Raw genomic sequence first — 17266 nt, forward strand, 5'->3', positions numbered from 1 at the left:
CGGGCGCGATCGTGGTAGGCTGAACGCATTTCAGCTTCCCTTTCACCACGGTGATTTCCATGAAAAAAGCCAGGCGTGCGCTGCTCGGCAGGTCTTTGAAGCCAGTCCGGATTGCTTGCATCAACTATGCGGAAGCGTCGATCAACGGCCGCACCATGAGCAGGCTCACCGCGGCGCTGCAGAAATGCTACGACAAGCATTTCCTGCCCGTGTGGGGCTATCCGGTCGATCTCTATGTCACCCGGAAGCCGAAGCCAACCGATTGGCAGTTGGTTTATTTCGACGACGCCTCGCACAAGAACATGCTTGGGCGCCACGAGCTGACGCATCGCGGACAGCCGATCTCGAAGATCTTCGTCAAGGCGCTGGGCAACGAGCCGATCAGCGTAGCGGCCTCGCATGAGCTGTTCGAGATGGTGCTCGATCCCATGGCCAATCTCTGGGCCGACAAGAATCCGAATACGCAATATGCCTACGAGGTCTGCGACGCCGTGGAGGAGGACTCCTTCCGCGTCGGCGATTTCGAGATGTCGAACTTCGTCTATCCATCCTGGTTCGAGCCGTTCAAGCATCCCCGCGGCACCAAGTTCGACCACAAGGGAACGCTCAAGGAGCCGTTCTCGATGACCGAGGGAGGCTACGTCATCAAGAAGGTCAACGGCAGGAAGGTGATCAAGGCGTTCGGGTCGCCCGGGAAGCGGCGGCGCTTCAATAGCGAGGACCGGCGCGGCCATCGCAGCGAATTCCGCGATCCGCAGGGCGAACATCACCCGGGCCGGCGTGCAGCCAAAAAGCGAGGGTAGGGCGTTCCGGGAGCTGTCTCCGGGCGCGTCCGCACCCGGAGACCTGTCTTGGCGTTAGTGGCCTTGGCGCGTTGCGATCAGCGCTTGGCCTTCTTGGCCTTCTTCTTCGACTTGGCGGCTTTCGCAGATTTCTTGGTGGCCTTCTTCGCGGTCTTCTTGGCCGCTTTCTTCGACGACTTCTTTGCAGCCTTCTTCGGCGCTTTCTTGGAAGCCTTCTTGGCCGCTTTCTTGGCTTTCTTCTTGGAAGCCTTCTTCGGCGCTACTTTCTTCGCGACCTTCTTGGCGGCTTTCCTGACCTTCTTGACCGCGGTGACTGCGGCGTCCTTGGTCGCTTCCACGGCGGTGGTGATCGTGTCCATCGCCTGTTCGGTCACGGGTTTATCGTCATCCATATCGTCCCCCAATAGTTTGCATGGAGCGACGACGATAGCGGGTTTCAAAATTGTGTCAAAGCAACGCTCAACCTTTGCGGATCGTTGCGTAGGCGGCGAGTGCGCGCTCGCGTCCCTTGGCATGATCGACGATCGGCTGCGGATACGTCTTGCCGAGTGTCACGCCGACGCTCGCCAGCTCGATCGGCGTCGCCTGCCACGGCCGGTGGATGAGCTTCGCCGGCAGCCCTTGCAGCTCCGGCACCCAACGGCGGACATAGGTTCCATCAGGATCGAACTTCTCGCCCTGGAGCTGCGGATTGAACACGCGGAAATAGGGCGCGGCGTCGGCGCCACAGCCGGCGACCCATTGCCAGTTGGCGGGATTGCTGCCGGCATCCGCATCGACCAGCGTGTCCCAGAACCAGCTCTCCCCATCGCGCCAGTCGATCAGGAGGTGCTTGACCAGGAAGGACGCCACCACCATCCGCACCCGGTTGTGCATCACGCCGGTGTGCCACAGCTCGCGCAGGCCGGCGTCGACGATGGGATAGCCGGTGCGCCCGCGCTGCCAGGCGGCGAGTGCCTTGGCGTCGCGTCTCCAGGGGAAGCCGTCGAAATTCGGTTGCAGGTTTTCGGTGGCGAGGTCGGGGTGATCGTGGAGGAGGTGGCGGCAGAATTCGCGCCAGCCGAGCTCGCTCAGAAACTTGTCGACGCCTAACCCTATCGCGGGAGTTTCCGCGGCGGCGAAGCGTGCGGCGTGCCAGACTTGGCGCGGGCTGAGCTCGCCGAAGCGCAGATGCGGCGAGAGGTCCGAGGTGCCGTCGCGGTCCGGGCGGTCGCGATCTCCGACATAATCGCACGCGGTGTGCTTGAGGAAGTCGCGCAGGTGCCCTCGCGCAGAGGCTTCGCCCGGGGTCCGCGTCTCGCGCAGGCCGCTGGCCCAGTCGGGCTTGCCCGGCTCGAGCTGCCAGCTCTCCAGTCTGTCGCTTACAACCTTCGGTGCAGGACGCAGCTCTTTTGGGGCGGGCAATGGCTTTGGCGGATCGCCGAGCGACAGCACCCGCCGCCAGAATGGTGTGAACACGCGCAGGCCGCGGCCTTCCTTGTTGCGGATCGCCGCAGGCGGGACGAGCAAGTCGCCGGGGAAGGTTTGCGAGTCCACGCCGAGCCTTGCCAAGGCCGTTTCGAGTTGCCTCTCAACCGCCTGATGCGGCGCTTGCGCGATCGCGTTCCGGTAGACGGCGCGGGCGTAGCTCTCGCGCGCCATCTCGACGATGATCCCGGCCGCCGGTCCCTTGCGCAGGATCAGCGATCCGCCGCGCGTGGTGATGTCGGCGCCGAGCGCCCGCAGCGACTGCGCCAGCCACCAGCGCGCCGCGCCGCCCAAAGGGCGACCGGCGGTTTCGTCCAGCACGTAGAGGCAAATGACCGGCGCGCCGGTCTTGGCGGCCGCGTGAAGCGCGGGGTGGTCGGACAGGCGGAGGTCATCGCGAAACCAGACGATGATGGGCGGTTCGCTCGGCGCGGTCACGGGCGGCCTCGTTTACAATTTGGAAACCATGCCGCGCGCGGCGGTGTGAACCGTCGTTAATGCGACCGTAAGCCGATTGCACGTATATGCAGGAATTACGGGGGTAGTTCCATTCATGTCCAATGTTTCGACGGCGAAGTTCCTGCCGCAGTTCAAGCTGGGTACCAAGGCCGTCCTGTGTGCCGTGGTGCTGATCGCCGTGAACACGGCGCTCGTGGTCGGCGCCGGCTATTGGTCGCTGACCTCGGCCTTCAATGATCGTGCGCTCCGCGACATCGAGGTCAATCTGCGCACGCTGGCGCTCGCCTTTGCCGAGACCACGCCCGACGCCAAGATCACGGTGAGGGATGGCGCGGTGGTGCGCGCCGAGATCCCGAAAATGCCCGACTTCAAGGACCATGCCATCGTCGATCGCGCGGTGTCCTATGTCGGCGGCAACGCGACCCTGTTCGTGTTCGACGAGGCGAGCGGGCAGTTCGTGCGGCGCTCGACCAATGTGAAAAAGGAGAACGGCGACCGCGCCGTCGGCACCCAGCTCGCCGCCGATCATCCGGCCCAGGCGGGCTTGCGCCGTGGCGAAGCCTACAAGGGTCCGGCCACCCTGTTCGGCAAGTCGTTCATGACCGCCTATTTCCCCGTCGCTGACGCCACCGGCAAGGTCGCCGGCATCCTCTATGTCGGCATTCCGATGGCCCAGTTCGAGAGCATGCTGGCCCAGGCGATCTCGAGCATGGCGGCCGCCGCCGGGCTCGCTGCGCTGCTGGTGCTGGTCCTCACCCTGCTGGTCGTCCGCCGCGTCACCCGGCCGCTCACCTCGGTCACGCGCTCGCTCACCGCGCTTGCCGACGGCCAGAGCGACGTCGCGATCGAATGCGAGGATCGCGCCGACGAGATCGGCGAGATCGCCCGCACGGTCGCGGTGTTCAAGAGCAATTCGCTGGAGCGGGCGCGCATGCGCAGCGAGCAGGCCGAGGCTTCCGCTGCCGCCGCCGAGCAGCGCAAATCCGACCTGCGCAACTTCGTCGAGGAATTCCGCGGCAGCGTCGGCGGCATCCTCGACAAGGTGCTGACATCGTCGGGCGAGTTCGAGCGTTCGGCACGGCAGCTCACCGACCTCGCACGCTCCACCGCGGATTTGTCGGCGCAGTCGGCCGGAGCGTCCGAAAATGCCTCCGAGCACGTGCGTTCGGCAGCGTCCGCCTCCGACGAGCTGTCCGAAGCGACCTCCGAGATCACCCGCAGGGTGCAGGAATCCAACGAGATCTCCGCCGAGGCGGTCCGGCAGGCCGAGGCCACCGACCAGCGCATCGCGCAGCTCTCCGAGGCAGGCTCGCGCATCGGCGATGTCGTCAAGCTGATCACCTCGATCGCCGAGCAGACCAATTTGCTGGCGCTGAACGCCACCATCGAGGCGGCCCGCGCCGGCGATGCCGGCCGCGGTTTCGCGGTGGTGGCCCAGGAGGTCAAGACGCTCGCCGGCCAGACCGCCAAGGCAACGGACGAGATCTCGAGCCAGATCGCCAGCATGCAGCTCGCGACCGAGGAATCGGTCGTCGCCATCAAGGCGATCAGTCAGACCATCGAACGCATCAGCGGCATTGCCGGCTCGATCTCGGCGGCCGTCGAGCAGCAGAAGAGCGCGACCCACAACATCGTGGCGAGCGTTCGCGCGGCGGTGTCGGGCACGGCTGACGTCGCGGTCAATGTCCGCCACGCCGCCGAGGGCGCGAGCGAAACGGGCGAGACCTCGAGCCGGATGTTTGCCTCCGCCCAGGCGCTGTCGGGCGAGAGTCTGCATCTGAAGGCCGAGGTCGACGGTTTCCTCGACCGCGTGCGCGCGGCTTAACCCAGCACGGTCATTCCGGGGTGGTCCGTAGGACCGAACTCTGGTGCGCAATTGCGCACCAGAGAATCTCGAGATCCCGGGTTCGATGCTGACGCATCGCCCCGGGATGACTTTTTGCGGGCTATCCGCGACCGCCAAAAGTCATTTCGGCTGCGGCACGATCCGGATGTAGGGCTTCGGCTCCTTCCAGCCCTGCGGGTAGATCGTCTTGGCCTCGTCGTTGGAGACCGAGCCCGCGATGATGACGTCTTGCCCTTGCGTCCAGTCGGCCGGCGTCGCGACGCGATGCTTGGCGGTGAGCTGGAGCGAGTCGACGACGCGCAGGATCTCCTGGAAATTCCGCCCCGTCGTCATCGGATAGACCAGCACGAGCTTGATCTTCTTGTCCGGCCCGATGATGAAGACGTTGCGGACGGTCTGGTTGTCGGCCGGCGTGCGGGTGAGGGGATCGCCCGAGGTCGAGGCCGGCAGCATCTCGTAGAGCTTCGAGACGTTGAAGTCGGTGTCGCCGATCATCGGGTAGTTCGGGGCAGCGCCTTGCGTCTCCTTGATGTCCTCCGACCATTTGGAATGACGATCGACCGGGTCGACCGAGAGGCCCATCAGCTTGACGCCGCGCTTGTCGAACTCCGGCTTCAACTTGGCGAGAGCGCCGAGCTCGGTCGTACACACTGGCGTGAAGTCCTTGGGGTGCGAGAACAAAAGCGCCCAGCTGTTGCCGATCCAGTCGTGGAACTTGATCTTCCCTTCGGTGGTGTCGGCTTCGAAGTCGGGTGCGGTGGTGCCGATCGGAAGTGTCATGGTTCTACCTCATCTCATTGAATTTACTTGAGAATTTATCTCTGGTCGTCATTATGACTATAGGGGCTTGGCAGCGCCAAGTGAACCGCTTGAAGTAAAATGTGAATTCCTTCCCTGAAGAGCCGATTTTCTAGCACCTTTCTGTTACAGCCGCGCCTGCGGCGAAACATCTCCACCGGGGCCGCACGGGTCCGATTGCCCCGATAAAGCCTTTTATGACTCCCATCACGGCCGCCCCGCGCTTCCTAGAACCAAAATGGTCCTGAGAGCGACCAATTGGCAACCATCTAGAAAAGTCGCGATCCCCGTATCGAATCGTTAACCACCCCTTTACGCCCGCATGAAAATGCTGGTCGATCAGAAGAAATCTGGAAGTGAACTATGTCTGCCGCTGCGCCTAAATCCGTTGAGTCGCCGTCCCTCGAACCGTCCTGCCGCGATACCGCGGCCTATGCCCTCTCCATCGTCCGCGATGGCGTGATCACGGGCGAAGGCCCGACCACCAAGGGCCGGGTCCATTTCTCCCGCTCGCTCGATGCCGATGACACCGCCTGGTGCACGCGCATCCTGACCGCAACAGCCGTCAACGACCAGCCGGTCAGCCGCACTGAGGCCGAAGCCCTGTTCGAGATCAACGAGGCCGCGACCGAGCGCACCGATGGCGGCCGCTTCGACGACCTGCTCGCCAAGGCGGTTGCCCATTATGCCGCAAGCGCCTCGGGCCTGAAGGTGCCGCCGCGCAGCGTCGCGCTGGCGGCCGACACCGACATCGAGAGCTGGGCACCGTCCTATGCCTCCAAGGTCAACAGCGAGATGCTGGAGTGGATCGCCGGCCAGATGCGCGGCAAGCGCCAGAACAACCGTCGCCTGATGGCGATGGTGGCGACGTTCCTCGGCGCCACCGCGTTGCCCCTGGCGGGCCAATTGCCGAACGTGTTCGACATCGGCATGTAACGAGACGAGATTGTCGCGCCCCTTGCGGGGCGCGAGCGAAGCGGCGGGGTTATTTCCCCGCCGTTTTTTGTTTGCCGGTCCCCATCCCAAGATGGTCCACCTCGAGGCCCAGCGTGCGGCCGGGGAAGCCGGCGGCATCGAAATAGCGCTGGCTGCCGACGCGCTGGAAATTCAGCACGGTGATCAGGCCGCCCTCGGCAGGCTTAGACTTCTGCGTGCCGGCATAGGCCTTCGGCACGATGCCGTTGGGCAGCGCCTCCGACATCACCCGGCCGACCAGGCCGCCGTTCTGCGAGGCGCGCAGGCCCATCAGCTGCGCCGCGGTCATGCCGACGTCGGCATTGCTGACCGGAATCTCGCTGACATAGCCGGCTTTGAAGTCAGGACCGATGGCGGCCATGAAGTTCATGGTGTCGCCGCGGCTGAAGCTGCCATGCATGCCCTGGCCCTGGCGCAGCACGGTGTCGGCAACCTGCACCGAGCAATTGGTCGGCGCCTCGCCGCAATCGCTGGCATAGGAGCGGAAGTTGACGACGATCGACGGCGTCGGTGTCGCCGACTTGCCGCGCAGGTTGAGGCTCGACAGCGGCAGGGTGCCGGGGAAGCGGCCGAGCGAGTCCTCGACGAACAGGCCGGAGACGTAGTCCTGCTCGAGCAGCGCCTTGATGGTCTTCGCCGCCAGCTTCTTGTCCTTGTTCGGCAGATAGATCAGGTCCGAGCCGCCATTGGTGGCGACGACGAGGTCGGGCTTGGTCGGGTCCTTGCCGAGCACGCCGTTGCCGGCCTTGGGGTGCTTGTTGTCCTCGACCTTCGCGTTCTTGTCGTTGGGGTCGAACAGCGGCAGATCGAGCGCCTTGGCGAGGTCGAGCGCCAGGAAGCCCATCGGCAGGAAGTCCTTCGGCGTGTCGTCATAGCTGACCTTGGCCGAGGGGCTGGTCTTGCTTTCCTTGGAGATGGTCGAGAAGCCATGATCGGCCTGCACCATGATGTTGGTGCTGGCGGTCAGCCCAAGCTCGTCCAGCGCCTTGCGGAGCTGGGCGAGATTGTTGTCGGCATTCTTGATGCCGGCCATCGAGGTCGGCCCGTTGATGCCGGGCTTGATCTGGTTGAGGCTGTCGCCGGTGTTGTGCTGACTGCCGTCAGGGTCGCGCGACCAGAACACCAGCACGAACGGCTTGTTGCGCGCCTTGAACATCGGCAGCACCACCTTGGTGGCGACGTCGGCGAAATAGGCCTGCTGCGCGACATTGGCGACAATGGTGCCGGGCGTCTTGGCATCGCCCGCCTTGCTGTTGTCGCCGCGCGGCGGCGTGGCGAGGGGGAGGCCCGCCTTGGTCAGCGCCGCCTTCACTTCGTCCGACAGCGCCACGCCGTTCTTGCCGCCGGTCGAATCGTCGAACACGATCGAGTGCAGGCCGGGCTTTTCAGGCTTGTCGGTGTGGTCGAACTGGTAGGTCGGACCGACCTTGCCGAGCGCCGCGGTGCTGAGGCCCTTGTCGCGGGCCATCTTCAGGATCGTCTCCTCGTTGAGGTAGTCGCCCTTGAAGTGCTCGTCGATGTCGCCGAGCACGGCGTCGTTCTCGATGAAGGGGACCACGGTGTCGCCGGCGGGGACCGAGGTGTAGTTGGTCCAGATCGTGTTGGAGAACACGCCGGTGTCGCCGAGATAGTGGCCGGTCGACATCGCCGAGCCGTTGGCCATGGTGAAGGTCGGGAAGAGGGAGTGCGGGTTCTTGAAGTTGACGCCCTTGTCGCGGACCTCGGCCATCGCCGGCGCCGTCTCCGGCGTCACCTTCAGCGCGCGAAGACCGTCCGGAATGAACAGGATCAGGTTACGGGGCGTATTGTTCTGGGCGGAAGCGAGTCCGGTGGACAGCACTGTCAGTCCGGCGGACAGCAACACCAGTGAACGGCGCATCGAGGTCTCCTGCGGTGAGGCGGCATGGCCGCGATCGCGGCCCCGGCCTTCGTTTAGTTTCGCTGTATGACGGTTTTGTTACAAGGGCTGTTGTCGATGCAAGAGGGCTGGGGAGGCCGCATCCTCGCCGTCGTCCTGGCGAAAGCCAGGACCCATAGCCACCGAAATTGGTTGTTGCGACCGCTGGTGGCCACATCGCGCCAAGACAACGCTGACCGGGGTAATGGGTCCTTTCGCCAGGACGACGGTGGAGAGATATCTCGCGCAAGTGCATCAACGTCGTCATTGCGAGCGCAGCGAAGCAATCCAGAGTGTTTCCGCGGAAAGATTCTGGATTGCTTCGCTGCGCTCGCAATGACGGAGTGTGGGGCGTCAACTTGATCCTCCAAGTGCCACTGTCATTCCCCGCGGAGGCGGGGAATCCAGTACGCCGCGGCTTCTCGGTTCAATCACAACTGTCTCGGAATACTGGATCGCCCGCCTTCGCGGGCGATGACAGCGAGTGTGCGGCCACACCTTCGCAGCCTCGCGGCGCATTTCGCCCGAGCTTTGATCAATGCCCCCTCAATTGAAAGAGGGCGCAGGGAAGACCGAGTGCCGGCCGGGCACCCACGGTCCACTGTGCGAAAGGTGGCAACAAGAATTTGCACAGCGGCATACAGGTGAAGCCTAGCAACCGGCCTTCCCTGCGCAGTGGTTTTACGGCTTATGTCGTGCTCTCCCCGGGGAGCGATGCACTATTGCCCCCGTCGCCTTGCGGATGGCTGATTTGCCGGCCCGGTCGGGCCGCACACATCACCACAAGACTTGACGCACAGACCCCGGGCGTCAGGACCACACGATTTTGCCGTACGCTGATGGCACCGGTTGTATGCGCGGCGGCCTTGCTCACGGTCTCCCGCCCTGCAAACCCGCTCGCGCCGATGCCATCTGCGTCCACCGCCGCCCGGCCCGCGTTCGTGACGATCGCGATACGCCCCTCTTCCTTGGGCCAGAGTGAGCAATTCCTAACAAAATTCCGAATTCTAATAAAGCGAAATATTTCGCCGCCGCTCCGTTGACCCCGGACTTGGGTGTTTCGCCCGAAGCAACGCAAGGGATTGTGGCCGTGACCGTCAGTCCGGCAAGGTCGGCACCCGCGCATTGCGTGCGAGCGCCTGCGCCGACCCTGTCCTGGCCGGATAGCCGCCGCCATCGGCCAGATCGCGGCGAAGCGACGGCGGTGCCGCGTGCAGGGCGAAGATGATCGCGATCTGAGTTCGGTTCTGGAGGCGGTACTTGCGCATGATGTTGCCGATATGCGCGCGCACCGTGTTCTCCGAGATCTTGAGCTCGTAGGCGATGTTCTTGTTCTGCATTCCCCGCGCGATCAGCATCATCAGCTCCCGCTCGCGCGGTGTCGGTGTAATCGAATCCTTTGGATCCGGGCTCATGGTTGGTGCCTCCCTGGTCTTTGGTTGACGCGGACGCCCGGCATACTCTCACTCCGTCTTGAGCGCCTCGATCGGGCTGAGCTTGGATGCCTTGTGGGCGGGATAAAAACCAAAGACCAGGCCGGTCGCGATCGAGAAGGCGAGGGCAAGGCCGATCGCCTGGCCGTCGATCGAGGTGATCCATCCCGCCATGCGGGCAACCGTCATCGAGAGCGTGACGCCGCAGCCGACGCCGATGGCGCCGCCGAGCAGGCAGAGGACCAGCGCCTCGCAGAGAAACTGCAGACGGATGTCCCGCATCCGCCCGCCGAGCGCGCGGCGGATTCCGATTTCTCGCGTGCGCTCGGTGACCGACACGATCATGACGTTCATGATGCTGATGCCGCCGACGAGTAGCGAGACCGAGGCGATGGCGACGAGCAGGAGCGCGACCGTGCGGATCGCTCCTTGCTGCGCTTCCATGGCGGCGGCCGGGTCCTGGACCTTGAAGTCGTCCTCCTGGCCGGCGGGAACGCGGTGGCGCTGCCGCAGCAGGCTTTCGATCTCCGATCGTGCTCCCGCCATCTGTCCGTCCGCGGCCACCTTGGCGATGATGTAGGCCACCGAATCCCGGTTGATGTTGCTTGCGCTGCCGAGGAAGCGCAGCTTGGCGGTGGTGAGCGGCACGAAGGCGACGTCGTCCTGCGCCGGTCCCTTGCGATCGAGGACGCCGATCACTTCGAGCGGCACCTTCATGATCCTGATCTGCGCGCCGATCGGGTCGTCGCCGGGCGCGAACAGCTCGCGCGCGACGGTGCTTCCGAGGATCACGACCTTGCCGGCGCCGGCCTCTTCGGAGCCGGAAAAATAGCGCCCGCTCGCAAGCTGCCAGTCGCGCACCATGAAGTGCCCGGTCGTCGTACCGTTGATCGTCGTATTCCAGTTCTTGCTCTCGTGGATGACCTGTGCCGTTCCGGCAATCGAGCCGGCCGCAGCCTGGATTTCCGGAATCTGCTCGAGGATGGCCTGCACGTCGCTCTCCGTCATCGTCAGCTTGCTGCCGTCCTTGAGACGCACGCCGCCCTGGTAGACCGCGCCCGGGGTGATCATCAGCACGTTGGCGCCGATCGAGCGGATCTGTTCCTGGAGGCGGAGCTGCGCGCCGGACCCGATGGCGAACACCGTCACGATGGAGGCGACGCCGATCACGATGCCGAGCATGGTGAGGAAGCTGCGCAGCGGATTGAGGCGCAGGGCATGCAGCGCGATCTGAAAGCCCTGGAGCATCGTCATGGCGTGGCGCTCCGTTTCGGCAGGATCTGAACCAGCGTTTCGTCGGCGACGAGCTCGCCGTCATGCAGGCGGATGGTGCGCCGGCACTGCGTCGCGATACCGGGATCATGCGTGATCATCACGATGGTCTGGCCGGTCCGGTTGAGCGCGGCGAACAGGGCCAGGATCTCGGCGCCGGTGCGGCTGTCGAGCGCGCCGGTCGGCTCGTCGGCGAGCACGATCAGCGGAGAGGCGATCAGTGCGCGCGCGATTGCGACGCGTTGCTGTTCGCCGCCGGAGAGCTGCCGCGGAAAGTGATGGGCCCGGTGCAGCATGCCGACGGCCTGAAGGCTCTGCTCGGCGCGCGCCAGACGTTCCTTGCGACCGACGCCGCAATAGACCAGCGGCAGCGCCACGTTCTCGATCGCGTTATGGCGGGCGAGCAGATTGTAGGACTGGAATACGAAGCCGATGCTGCGGGCGCGCAAGGACGACCGGCGGTCTTCCGAGAGATCGGCGACGTCGGCGCCCTCGAGATAGACCGCGCCCTCGCTCGGCAGGTCGAGCAGCCCGATCATGTTCATCAGCGTCGATTTGCCGGATCCGGACGGTCCCATCACGGCGACGATCTCGCCTTGCGCGATGTCGAAGCTGACATTGCGCACCGCGGTCACTGCAACTCCATCCGTTCGGTAGGTCCTGCAGACCGACTGGAGGCTGATGAGGGGCGGGGAGGCGGTCATGATCCGAACCTGATGCCGAAAAATTCCATTCCCGCCGGACGGATCGCCTGGCCGACGGCGACCTGGCTGCCCTCGACGAGGTCTCCGCTCTTGAGCGCGACCTGCTCGGTGCCGGCCGCGCCGACCGTCACGGCAATGCGCTGAAGCGAGCCGCTTGCGGTGCGTACCCACACCCCGCTGCGCGCAGCAGCGTCCGGCCGCGTGCCGGAAGGCTGGAAACGAAGCGCGGCGAGCGGCACCTTCAGCACGTCGTCCTGCCGCTCGATCACGATCTTCACCAGGGCCGTCATTCCCGGCAGCAGCGCGCCGTCGAGATTGGAGGTCGACAGCACGACGGTGTAGGTGACGACGTGCTGCTGGTTCTGCGGCGCCTTGCGCACCTGCCGCACCACCGCCTCGAAGCGGCGGTCCGGGTAGGAGTCCACGGTGAAATGGGCGCGCTGGCCGGGGGCGATGCGCCCGATATCGGCTTCGTCGACCTGGGCATGAATCTCCATGTCCTCCAGGCGATGCGCGACCACGAAGGTGGTGCGCGATTCCAGCCCGACCGCGAGCGTCTGGCCCTCGTTGACGAACCTGCCGACGACCACGCCGTCGATCGGCGAACGGATCACGGTGCGGTCGAGATCGGCTTGCGCCGCAGCGAGAACGGCCGCCTTCTCCGGCACCGCCATCCGTGCCTGTTGCAGCTCGGCCTCGATGCGGCGGACGTCGGCCTGCGCCCCATCCACCGAATAGGAATTGAGGGACATCAGGACCTCGGCCTCGCGCTCCTGGGCCAGACGGGCCGTGAACTCGGTCTGTGCGTCGTCGACTGTCGTCGTCGCCACCACGTTTTGCGACTGGAGCGCCAGTTTCCGCTGCAAGGTCTTCTGCGCCGAGCTCTTGACCGCCTGGGCGCTCTCGAGCTTGGCGGCGAGCACGTCCCGGCTGCCCCTGGCGTTTTGCAGGTCGATCCTGGCGCGATCGAGCTTGGCCCGGGCGATGTCGACCAGGGAGTTGGCGACGGCCATGGAGGCCCTGGCTTCGTCCACCTTGGCGGCAAAGCTGCGCGGATCGATCAGGGCGAGCGGCTGATCCTTGGCGACGGTGTCGTTGAAATCGACATAGACCCGGGCGAGCTGACCGGACAGCTGGGAGCCGACCTCGATCGTCTTGACGGGTTGCAGCGCGCCGGTGACGGTGACGGTCTGCTCGATGCTGCCGCGCTGGATCGCGGCATAGCGGAACACCGGCGTATCCGATCCGAAGGTCGGTGCTTCGCGCCCGTCGGGCACGAGCAGGCGCCGGGTCGACTCATAGGCGTGCGTCGCCTTGTCAGCCGCGCTCCCGGCCGCGGCGCCGAGGACGGCCGACCCCGCGGCATAGACCGCGACGAGGCCGCATGCAGTTCCGAGCAAGGCAATAATTGGCACAAATCGCATATCAAAAACCCGCCCCTGGATGAAAATGGTTTCGTTGGCGGTACGGACGAAGATCGCGCTATGGTTGTAAAACATCTAGAGTAGTATCGATCGTCAGTATGTCGCCGCTGCCGGGGCGGCGGTCGGGCGCGCTTGATCATCCAGTAGTAAAGTCCGTGGGGTGCGACTTTTCGTGATTTGCTGCGAATGCATACGGAGCGTATCGATACGATGCGCGCGGTATCGAACTCGATAAGCTGACTGAACGTCCCGTCTGGTGTGGCGGAGGCGGCCCGTGGCCGTCGTTCAAGTCGGCACATGAGTGACGATGCAATGACGCAGTGGGCGAGTCCGCGGTCACGACACCGGATTGTCGCATTCCCGATACCGGGCTCCGCTGTGATGCGGGGCAGCGGGCTCGAATCCCTCCAATCACGAAGCCCGATGTGTGAACGCGTTCACTCGCCTCGGGCGGGCGTTGGCCCTAAGACATCAAGCTGGCGGACCGAAGCCATTCGCTCGATCCCCGCGAATTCATTCAAGCACCTTGTTTCCGCCTGCAAGAAGAATGGATGGCTCGTTGCTTGCTCATCGAGCGCCAATCCGGGGAGTCCATTGCCATGAGTTCAGATCAAGCCACAGTTTATATTGTCGATGACGAAATTCAGATTCGAACTGCGATTGGAAATCTCTGCGAGGAGACCGGACACCAGGTGAAGTTGTTCGCGTCGACGGAAGCGTTTCTCGCGGAGAGTATTTCCGGCGGGCCTTCGTGCCTCGTGCTCGACGTCCGCTTTCCCGGCACCTCGCCGACCGGCCTCGAGCTCCAGCGCCGTCTCGCCGAGACCGGCGTGCCGATTCCGATCGTCTTCATCAGCGGGCATTCCGACGTTCGCGTCTCCGTCGAGGCCATGAAGCGCGGCGCGGTCGAGTTTCTGCCAAAACCCTTTCGCGAGCAGGAGATCCTCGATGCGATCAGGCACGGTATCGAACGCGACCGCAGACGGCTGGAACGCGAAGACACCGTGCGTGAAGCAAGGCAGCGCGTCGAGACTCTGACGGCGCGGGAGCACGAGATCATGCTGCTGATGGCCGAAGGGCTCGTCGCCAAGCAGATCGCGGCGAAGCTCGGAGTGAGCGAAGTGACGGCGAAGGTCCATCGCGCCAGGATGATGCGAAAGCTGGAGCTTCGCTCGCCGATCGAAGTGGTGCGGCTGATCGACAGCATGGGGCGCGAGGCCGATACGACGCGTGCCAGTGCGGTCAGGCGCTGCTCCTGAGCTTCCATGTGCCGACATGTTGCACGTCGTCTAGTCCGTACCGATTAGCATGAACTGCAGTCTGTCGCACGGCGCATGATCGGTTCACAGTCATCCCTACGATGTCGGCCTCCTCCAAGACGGCATCCGAACCCAGTCAGACAACTTTGGCTTAGAAAGGGATACTCCATGCGCAAATTGTTTTTTGCTTCCGTTGCCGTGTTCGCCCTGTCTTCCGCAGCCCAGGCTGCCAACACCTCGACCACTGTGCAGGTCGGCGTGGTGAACGGTTCGAGCGTCACGCAGAACGGCCTCACCAACGACAGCTCGTCGACGACCCAGGTCGGCATCCTGAACGGTGCGTCCACCATGCAGGGCACCAGCTCCGCCTCGCTCAACAACGCCAGCACCGTGAACCAGATCGGCGTGCAGAACTCGGCGACCACCGGCCAGGTGGCCTTCGGCAACAACAACAGCGGGATCACGCAGAACTCGTTCGGGCCCGCCGCGCTGCAGAACAACTCGGCCGCCGTCGGCCAATTCAGCCTTCTCGGCATCAACACGAGCACCGTTTCGCAGACGGCGCACTGAACCAGCCCCGTTTGGCCGGACGCGTCACACGCGGCGCGTCCGCGCCATTCTCGACAGCACCGCAACAGGGCCGGTCGACCCATCGAGATCGATCGCCGGCTTTGACGGAGGAAATGACATGCGAAGCAGATATCTCATCGCGGCAGTCGTCACGTTCGGCATGCTGACGGCCGTCGATGCCCAGGCCGGCAACTCGGCCAGCGTGCTGCAATTCGGCACGACCAACAGCTCCTTCATCTCGCAGAGCGGCGGCACCAGCAACAGCGCCACCACGCTGCAATTCGGCGCCACCAACACGGCGACCACCTTGCAGACGGGTTCGCTGCTCACCGTCAACAATTCGGTGATCGGGCAGGGCGGCACGACGCCAACGGCGTCGAATACCGCGCTGGCCGGCCAGGTCGGCGGCTCCAATTCGAGCCTGATCGGACAGATCGGTGCGAACAACGTGGCTGGAGTCGGCCAGCTCGGAATCCTGAACGGCTCGACGATTCTCCAGCAGACCCCGTGAGCGGATCCGCTCTGAAGTGACGAGGCATGTCATGAAGCATCATTTGGGACGCGCGTGCGTCGTAATATTCGCCCTGTGCGCGGCGGGCGCCGGGTCGGCCGGCGCCCAGACGGCCGACATCAAGACCATCGTGTCGGTCGGCGGGCCGCCCGTCGTGCTGAACCAGAACAGTCAGCTCAACATGGCGGGCGTGTTCATGATCGGCGGCAGCACCAGCGCGACAGTGACTCAGACCGGCACCAACAATGCCACGGGCGTCCTGCAATTCGGCGGGACGAATTCCGCATCGATCGGGCAGGCCGGGATGAACAATTTCGCCTTCGTCGGTCAGACCGGCCAGTCGGCGACCAGCGCGATATCCCAGCTCGGCGCCATGAACGCGGGCGCGGTACTGCAATTCGGCGCGGTCAACGCGTCGACAATCGTCCAGGCCGGACCGTAGCACGCAGGGCGAAGTTTTCGGCGTCGAGAACGAACGGGGAAGCGCGATGCGATGCGGCAGACAAGTCCTGAGGCAAGCCCTGAGGCATGTGTTGGCCGTGGCGAGCGTGCTTGCCGCCATCGGCACGACGACGCAGGCATGCGCCGGATCCGTCCAGCGCAGCGTGACGAACCGGAACGTGAGCATTGAAACAATCGTGCAGTTCGGCGACAATGTTCAGCCCGTCACGATCGAGGAGAACAGCCGCATCAACATCGCGCGGGTGATCCAGATCGGCGGGACCGGGACGGTGGACGCGACCATCATCCAGAACGGCACGCGCAACTATGCCAACGTGATCCAGGTGGGCGGCACCACCAACGCGGTGATCGGTCAGTCCGGCGCGAGCAACACCGCCGACATCACCCAGATCGGCAATTCCACCAACGCGCTCCTGCTCCAGATCGGAGACATGAACACGGGAGCTGTGAGGCAGTTCGGGCGTTTCAACTGGCTGGCGATCTTTCAGTTCGGCCGATGATGGAGGTGTGACATGAAGCTGCTCCTGCTCGCATCCGGAATAGGACTCATGAGTGTGGTTGCGGCGGCCCCGTCCGGGGCCGGCGACGGTCACACCACGGTGGTCCAGGACGAGAACGGCACGTCGGTCATCACGCAGAGTGGCGATCCGGCGCAGGCCGAGGTCAAGATCGAGAAGGAACCGGGGCGCACGACGGTCTATCGCCGCAGCGGCGGAAACACCGCGATCGTGACACAGGGCACCGGCAATCCGCAGGACATGCTCGACTGGCTGCGCAAGCAGCTGCAGGAGCACTGAGACGGCGCTGACGCGCGAAGGCCCACCGTCCGGAAGGGGACGATGGGCCACGCCGCGAGCGGGCATTACCAGCTGCGATATCTGCCGGTCAGCGTGCCGTTGTTGTTGCCGTCAGGACCGACGTCGCCCTGCGTCGAGCTCGGCGCCGGATGGTTGGTGCCGTTGAGCGCGCCATACGGTCCCGCCGTGCCGGGATAGTACATCGCGCGCGGCTGGACGGTGTCATAGCCGGGGGCGGTGCGGTCCCAGCCTGCGCGCGGTCCGTTCCAATCGTAGCCCTGCGCCGAGGCGGCTGCAGTGCCTGCGACGAGTGATGCCGCGATCAGGCCAACGAGTTTCGACGTGTTCTGCATGCGAGATGCTCCTTCTTTCTTGTCGGGGCCAACAGCCCCGTTGGGGGAGCGTTCCGGACCAATCCCGTCCAGGCGATCAACTCGGATCAACTGGTTATGAAGTACCGATTTGGGAACGAAGCGTCGGGAATCCCGGGCGTTCTGCCGCACTGTGTTCCCCGTTAATCCCGTGTCTTAACCAACAATTAATTATACGTTTGCGGGTGGGCGACAGGGCGGCCTAGCGTGCGGCGGGG

Annotated in this window: 18 protein-coding genes; 9 read left to right on the forward strand and 9 right to left on the reverse strand. The window is 64.4% G+C overall.

Features of this window, described 5'->3' with window-relative positions; translation table 11 throughout:
* The first annotated feature begins 59 nt into the window (after window positions 1-59).
* Window positions 60-803 carry a hypothetical protein gene (locus tag RAD15_RS40835; protein WP_458184353.1) on the forward strand — a complete coding sequence of 248 codons (744 nt, stop codon included), beginning with the start codon at window positions 60-62 and terminating at the stop codon, window positions 801-803.
* Window positions 804-880: 77 nt separating this feature from the next.
* Here RAD15_RS40835 and RAD15_RS40840 read toward each other — a convergent pair whose 3' ends face one another.
* Together RAD15_RS40840 and RAD15_RS40845 are read right to left on the reverse strand one after the other, a co-directional pair.
* Window positions 881-1195 carry a histone gene (locus tag RAD15_RS40840; RefSeq protein WP_458184354.1) on the reverse strand — a complete coding sequence of 105 codons (315 nt, stop codon included), beginning with the start codon at window positions 1193-1195 and terminating at the stop codon, window positions 881-883.
* Window positions 1196-1262: 67 nt separating this feature from the next.
* Window positions 1263-2708, reverse strand: coding sequence for a cryptochrome/photolyase family protein (locus RAD15_RS40845; protein ID WP_458184355.1), 1446 nt, complete (start codon window positions 2706-2708; stop codon window positions 1263-1265).
* Window positions 2709-2823: 115 nt separating this feature from the next.
* Here RAD15_RS40845 and RAD15_RS40850 point away from each other — a divergent pair, with 115 nt between their 5' ends.
* The gene (locus RAD15_RS40850; RefSeq protein WP_458184356.1) at window positions 2824-4554 is read left to right on the forward strand and encodes a methyl-accepting chemotaxis protein; all 1731 of its coding nucleotides are present in this window, start codon (window positions 2824-2826) and stop codon (window positions 4552-4554) included.
* Window positions 4555-4695: 141 nt separating this feature from the next.
* Here the strand turns inward: RAD15_RS40850 and RAD15_RS40855 are convergent, their stop codons facing one another.
* Window positions 4696-5355 (reverse strand): peroxiredoxin, encoded by a 660-nt coding sequence (locus RAD15_RS40855; RefSeq protein ID WP_458184357.1) that lies wholly within the window; start codon window positions 5353-5355, stop codon window positions 4696-4698.
* 381 nt (window positions 5356-5736) lie between these two features.
* Between RAD15_RS40855 and RAD15_RS40860 the strand changes: the two genes are divergently transcribed.
* On the forward strand, window positions 5737-6309 hold the full coding sequence (locus RAD15_RS40860; RefSeq protein ID WP_458184358.1) for a hypothetical protein: 573 nt from the start codon (window positions 5737-5739) through the stop codon (window positions 6307-6309).
* Window positions 6310-6358: 49 nt separating this feature from the next.
* On the opposite strand, the gene RAD15_RS40865 is transcribed toward RAD15_RS40860, so the two are convergent.
* From RAD15_RS40865 to RAD15_RS40885, 5 genes are all read right to left on the reverse strand, one after another.
* Complete coding sequence (locus RAD15_RS40865) at window positions 6359-8227, reverse strand: alkaline phosphatase family protein (protein WP_458184359.1); 1869 nt, start codon at window positions 8225-8227, stop codon at window positions 6359-6361.
* Between the two features lie 1115 nt (window positions 8228-9342).
* Window positions 9343-9660: a response regulator transcription factor gene (locus tag RAD15_RS40870; protein ID WP_458184360.1), complete on the reverse strand. Its 318-nt coding sequence runs from the start codon at window positions 9658-9660 to the stop codon at window positions 9343-9345.
* A gap of 48 nt (window positions 9661-9708) precedes the next feature.
* Window positions 9709-10932 carry an ABC transporter permease gene (locus RAD15_RS40875; protein ID WP_458184361.1) on the reverse strand — a complete coding sequence of 408 codons (1224 nt, stop codon included), beginning with the start codon at window positions 10930-10932 and terminating at the stop codon, window positions 9709-9711.
* The gene (locus tag RAD15_RS40880; protein WP_458184362.1) at window positions 10929-11654 is read right to left on the reverse strand and encodes an ABC transporter ATP-binding protein; all 726 of its coding nucleotides are present in this window, start codon (window positions 11652-11654) and stop codon (window positions 10929-10931) included. The genes RAD15_RS40875 and RAD15_RS40880 overlap by 4 nt, the downstream gene beginning before the upstream one ends.
* Entirely contained in the window at window positions 11651-13078 is a 1428-nt protein-coding gene (locus RAD15_RS40885; protein ID WP_458184363.1) for an efflux RND transporter periplasmic adaptor subunit, read from the reverse strand. The genes RAD15_RS40880 and RAD15_RS40885 overlap by 4 nt, the downstream gene beginning before the upstream one ends.
* A gap of 599 nt (window positions 13079-13677) precedes the next feature.
* On the opposite strand from RAD15_RS40885, the gene RAD15_RS40890 reads away from it, so the two are divergent.
* The 6 genes from RAD15_RS40890 to RAD15_RS40915 all read left to right on the forward strand — a co-directional run bounded on the left by RAD15_RS40890 (window position 13678) and on the right by RAD15_RS40915 (window position 16677).
* The gene (locus RAD15_RS40890; protein ID WP_458184364.1) at window positions 13678-14337 is read left to right on the forward strand and encodes a response regulator transcription factor; all 660 of its coding nucleotides are present in this window, start codon (window positions 13678-13680) and stop codon (window positions 14335-14337) included.
* Window positions 14338-14505: 168 nt separating this feature from the next.
* The gene (locus tag RAD15_RS40895) at window positions 14506-14907 is read left to right on the forward strand and encodes a curlin subunit CsgB (RefSeq protein ID WP_458184365.1); all 402 of its coding nucleotides are present in this window, start codon (window positions 14506-14508) and stop codon (window positions 14905-14907) included.
* 118 nt (window positions 14908-15025) lie between these two features.
* Entirely contained in the window at window positions 15026-15418 is a 393-nt protein-coding gene (locus RAD15_RS40900; protein ID WP_458184366.1) for a curlin, read from the forward strand.
* A 31-nt stretch (window positions 15419-15449) separates the two neighbouring features.
* A complete protein-coding gene (locus tag RAD15_RS40905) occupies window positions 15450-15860 on the forward strand; it encodes a curlin (RefSeq protein ID WP_458184367.1) in 411 nt (136 codons plus the stop codon).
* Window positions 15861-16038: 178 nt separating this feature from the next.
* On the forward strand, window positions 16039-16380 hold the full coding sequence (locus RAD15_RS40910) for a curlin (RefSeq protein WP_458184368.1): 342 nt from the start codon (window positions 16039-16041) through the stop codon (window positions 16378-16380).
* Window positions 16381-16392: 12 nt separating this feature from the next.
* On the forward strand, window positions 16393-16677 hold the full coding sequence (locus RAD15_RS40915; RefSeq protein ID WP_458184369.1) for a hypothetical protein: 285 nt from the start codon (window positions 16393-16395) through the stop codon (window positions 16675-16677).
* A 65-nt stretch (window positions 16678-16742) separates the two neighbouring features.
* On the opposite strand, the gene RAD15_RS40920 is transcribed toward RAD15_RS40915, so the two are convergent.
* Window positions 16743-17030: a hypothetical protein gene (locus RAD15_RS40920; protein ID WP_458184370.1), complete on the reverse strand. Its 288-nt coding sequence runs from the start codon at window positions 17028-17030 to the stop codon at window positions 16743-16745.
* Window positions 17031-17266 lie beyond the last annotated feature (236 nt).

Source organism: Bradyrhizobium sp. 14AA (assembly GCF_054185205.1).